The sequence below is a fragment of the Hungatella sp. SL.1.14 genome (assembly GCF_024460495.1).
GTDB classification, from domain to species: Bacteria; Bacillota; Clostridia; order Lachnospirales; family Lachnospiraceae; genus Hungatella; species Hungatella hathewayi.
In genome coordinates this window covers 1-3,713 of sequence record NZ_JANFYJ010000062.1, presented here as the reverse complement: position 1 = coordinate 3,713, position 3,713 = coordinate 1, and the positions used below count along the sequence as shown (strand labels likewise).

8 protein-coding genes and 1 pseudogene are annotated in these 3,713 nt (G+C 45.8%); all 9 read left to right on the top strand.

Translation table 11 applies throughout. The features are described 5' to 3' along the window. Nucleotides 1-986 (top strand): DNA cytosine methyltransferase (locus NE473_RS29720; protein WP_256265525.1); only part of this gene is annotated, 986 nt, incomplete at its 5' end. 28 nt (nt 987-1,014) lie between these two features. Then, complete coding sequence (locus tag NE473_RS29715) at nt 1,015-1,404, top strand: hypothetical protein (protein WP_118078035.1); 390 nt, start codon at nt 1,015-1,017, stop codon at nt 1,402-1,404. Next, complete coding sequence (locus tag NE473_RS29710) at nt 1,401-2,144, top strand: hypothetical protein (protein ID WP_118078037.1); 744 nt, start codon at nt 1,401-1,403, stop codon at nt 2,142-2,144. Before NE473_RS29715 ends, NE473_RS29710 begins: the two co-directional genes overlap by 4 nt. A gap of 53 nt (nt 2,145-2,197) precedes the next feature. Beyond that, complete coding sequence (locus NE473_RS29705; RefSeq protein ID WP_006775522.1) at nt 2,198-2,365, top strand: hypothetical protein; 168 nt, start codon at nt 2,198-2,200, stop codon at nt 2,363-2,365. A gap of 52 nt (nt 2,366-2,417) precedes the next feature. After that, nucleotides 2,418-2,621, top strand: a complete 204-nt coding sequence (locus tag NE473_RS29700) for a hypothetical protein (RefSeq protein WP_118078039.1) — start codon at nt 2,418-2,420, stop codon at nt 2,619-2,621. 35 nt (nt 2,622-2,656) lie between these two features. Continuing rightward, the gene (locus NE473_RS29695) at nt 2,657-2,941 is read left to right on the top strand and encodes a hypothetical protein (RefSeq protein WP_118078041.1); all 285 of its coding nucleotides are present in this window, start codon (nt 2,657-2,659) and stop codon (nt 2,939-2,941) included. Continuing rightward, nucleotides 2,938-3,243: a hypothetical protein gene (locus NE473_RS29690; RefSeq protein ID WP_118078043.1), complete on the top strand. Its 306-nt coding sequence runs from the start codon at nt 2,938-2,940 to the stop codon at nt 3,241-3,243. The genes NE473_RS29695 and NE473_RS29690 overlap by 4 nt, the downstream gene beginning before the upstream one ends. Beyond that, entirely contained in the window at nt 3,221-3,595 is a 375-nt protein-coding gene (locus tag NE473_RS29685; RefSeq protein ID WP_256265524.1) for a hypothetical protein, read from the top strand. Before NE473_RS29690 ends, NE473_RS29685 begins: the two co-directional genes overlap by 23 nt. A 5-nt stretch (nt 3,596-3,600) precedes the next feature. After that, nucleotides 3,601-3,713: pseudogene (locus NE473_RS33260) on the top strand (RNA polymerase subunit sigma-70); the annotation flags it as partial.

The following is a 3,713-nucleotide window of genomic DNA, read 5'->3' as shown; positions in this document are numbered from 1 at the left end:
AGGCAGGGCACCCAATAAAAGAAAGAGCCGGAGAGGACTACAAACGATTCATAGCGGCCATGAAACGATTGGGATATGATTTTGACAGCCGGGAACTGGTAGCGGCAGATTACGGAGCGCCGACAACGCGGAAGCGATGGTATGCAATCTTCCGCAGAGACGGGAATGTGATTACATGGCCGGAGCCAACACACAGTAAGAGCGGAGCAGATGGCCGGCTGAAGTGGCTGGAATGTGGGGATTATATTGATTGGTCAGATTTGGGGCGTTCCATATTTGACCGTCCACGGCCGCTGGCAGATGCCACCATGAAACGGATAGCAAACGGATACGTTAAGTATGTTGTTAACAATCCGCAACCGTACATAGTTAACAATCAGAGCGCCGTTTCCTTTATGATCCAGTATCACGGAGAAACACGGGAAGGTGATTCGCGCGGCCAACTGCTGACGGAGCCGATAAAGACAATTGATACCAGCAACCGGTATGGTCTGGTTACGGCATTTGTCACTAAATTTTATAAATCCGGGACAGGCCAGATGTGCGAGGAGCCATTACATACCATCACCACATCACCGGGGCATTTCGGGCTTATATCTGCATTCTTGATTAAGTATTACGGTACTGGTTGCGGTCAGGAAGCTGGGCGGCCGTTGGGAACGATAACAACAAAGGATAGATTCGGGTTAGTAAATGTGATAACGGACATAGATGGAGAACAGTATATCTTGAAAGATATCTTCCTCCGTATGCTGAAACCAGAGGAACTTAAGAGAATGCAGGGATTTCCGGAGGATTACATACTTAACCATGACATAGAGGGCAAGCCGTACCCCGTCGGGGAACAGGTGGCGCGGATCGGGAATAGCGTGGTGCCGATAATGGCGCAGGCACTGGTATCTGCAAACTGTCCGTATCTCAAAGTCGGCGAAAGAATGCCGAATATGAGGATCGACGACAGCCACGAACAACTACGGTTTGCTTAACAAAACGATCATTTAGAGGAAAAAGAAGATGGAGAATCTACCGGAGAAAATTAAGCGCATTGATGTGCTTAAGGTGGAATACGGGAAAAGAAAACTATGTGAGTGCAGTAATCCACACTATGAGATTGATTATGTAAATAAAATTGTACAGTGCGAGGACTGCGGTGCTATTGTAGAACCCTTTGAAGCTTTGTACAGTATGGCAAAACATTATGAGCGGTTAGGCGACCAGGTAGAGGCATTGCTTGAGCAGAGGCGTGAGATAGCAGCATATAAGCCGCATCTGGTAGTCATAAAAAATCTGGAGCGGGAAACCAGAGCAGGAATGATTCCCTATTGCCCGAAGTGTGGGGAAACGTTTTATCTTGACGAAATAACCGCGTGGCATAACAGGAAATTTAAAGGAGAGAAGATATGAAAGATGAATTATTAAAGATTGCACAGGAAGTTTTAACCGAAGAAGAAGTGCAGGAAATAGTAAAGGAAAAATTCAAAGAAGCTTTTAAAAACGCAGTAGGGGAGGCTTTCCGCTGGGGAGAGGCCGAAAGGGCGCTTAAAAATAAAATAACGGAGGTTATGGTTCCGTACATCGAGAAGTACGATTTTACAGAATTCCTCCCTAAGCTGGATACCGTGCTCACTGAGATAGTGAATTCCGATGGCTGCATGGCCGAAAAACAGATTCTTGAGAATTTCAAAGAACTTATGTTGGAGCCGGAACAGAAGGAAATCAAAGTTACTGACTTATTCAAAGCGTGGATAAAACAGTGCGAAAAGGATATAGATGTTGACGGGCTAGAGGTATGTCATGACGATGGGGTGTATTATGCACCAGTAGATTGCGAAATGAGGTTCGAGGAAGAAGAAAAACCGGAGTGGAGTTGTTTACAGAGAGCGAAAATTACATTTGAAAACGATCACGATAAAGATCTTAATATACAGATTCAGGTTTCAAAATACATAAGCGATTATGGAAAAGAGCACCCATATTCTATAAGTATTTCAAGTGACATCAAAATTTCATCATTGCGAAGACTGTCTGATTTCGAGGTCCTTCTTCTCAGGCTGGAACGCGCGGGAACCGCGATAGTGATTGATGAGGAATGGGACAGCAGCTATATTGAGCCGGAAAAAGAGCCGGAAGCGACATTTATCTAAATCGAGATTGAGAAAAACTTACGGAGTAATACACAGGGAAAGGAGCGGCCGGCATGGCAAGACCGAGAAAAGCAGAAGGAGAGAAATACATACGGCAGGATATAAGCATGGAGCCGGGACAGTTTAGGCGGCTGATGGCCTATTGCCAGCGTGAGGACCGCTCCATCTCCTGGGTGATCCGAAAGGCGCTGGAAATGTTTTTAGTGTGTAGTGATACATAACGATACGCAACTAAATCGAGATTTATCGAACGAAAGAAAGAGAGGATATAAGATGGGATTAATAGATGCATTCGGAAAAGAAGATAGAGTAGAGGTTACATTTTCTGCTTTCTATGAACTGATGAAAGGTTGTACGGAAAGAGAATTCCTTGCTAAAGGCATAAAGTGCAATGTACCACATCGGTATATGCGCGAGATGGTCACTGGAGAATCAGAAGATGAAAGCAATGACAATGATCAGGTAGAAGACAACTGATATCAGTAGTATAAGATTTTCGAAAGGATAACGATATGGGTGTTTTATGTGGTATAGTCATAGCTTTGTTTGTCGGCGGTGCGGTGGCTGTGATAACAATAAGCTTATGCATGGCGGAAAATGATGACGATGCAGAGCGGAAACGAATGGAGCAAGCTAACGAAATATTGAATCTGCGGCTTGAGAATGAGTATCTGCATATGTGGCAGGCAGAGGTACGGGATAAGGTGGACCAAATGGAGCCGCCAGAGGGATTCCCACCGGTTTATTGTCATGCATACCGTGACGTAGTAGAGGAGATCAGGGGGTACATAGAGTGAAACGACAAGAAATCCCGCCGGGATACATTAACCAGAAGGAGATACAGGCCGCACAGCGGTATTACAAGATCGGCCGCATGGTAATGGTACATACCTACAAGGCCCAGGGGATCGATTCCATGGGGCATACCGGGGAGGCGCACCGCGGGAAGATCATGGCGAAGTATAAATACTTTGCATTGGTTAGGCTGCCAAGTGGTGTACTGGATAGCGCGCTATGGCCAGATTTAGTATTGCAGATGCGGAAACGAAAAAGATATAGACAGGGAGGCGAGGCCGGTGGAGCAAAACAGTCCGGCTAAAGAACTGGAGAATTTCTTGAATTTCATAGACCAATGTATCCAGGAATACAAGGCAGCGTATGAAAATGTGAACGAAGAGGACCGGCGTCTGCAAGATCTGGTTCATGCAATAGAATTTGCAGTGGATAAGTCTGAGCGGAACCGAGTAGCAACGAAGTTTCAGCAGAGTCGGAAATACCGCAGGCAGAATAAAGATATTGTCAAGCGAAATGAGCGGATCGTCAAGTTCTTTGAGGAACAGAAGAACCGGGATACGCTGAATCGGATGCGGCAGCTTCTGGGCCAGCAGAGGAAGGAAGAAGAGTACCTGGATGGGGAACGTGCGTACAAGCCGCGGGTAGGGAAGGGGTGAGGCCGTTGAATAAGGAGGTGCTGGAACAATATATAGATGCATGTGAATTAATCAAAGAGACAGAGGCAGATATTAGAAGAGTAAAAAAGCAACGCAAGACCATAGTGCAGGATAGAGT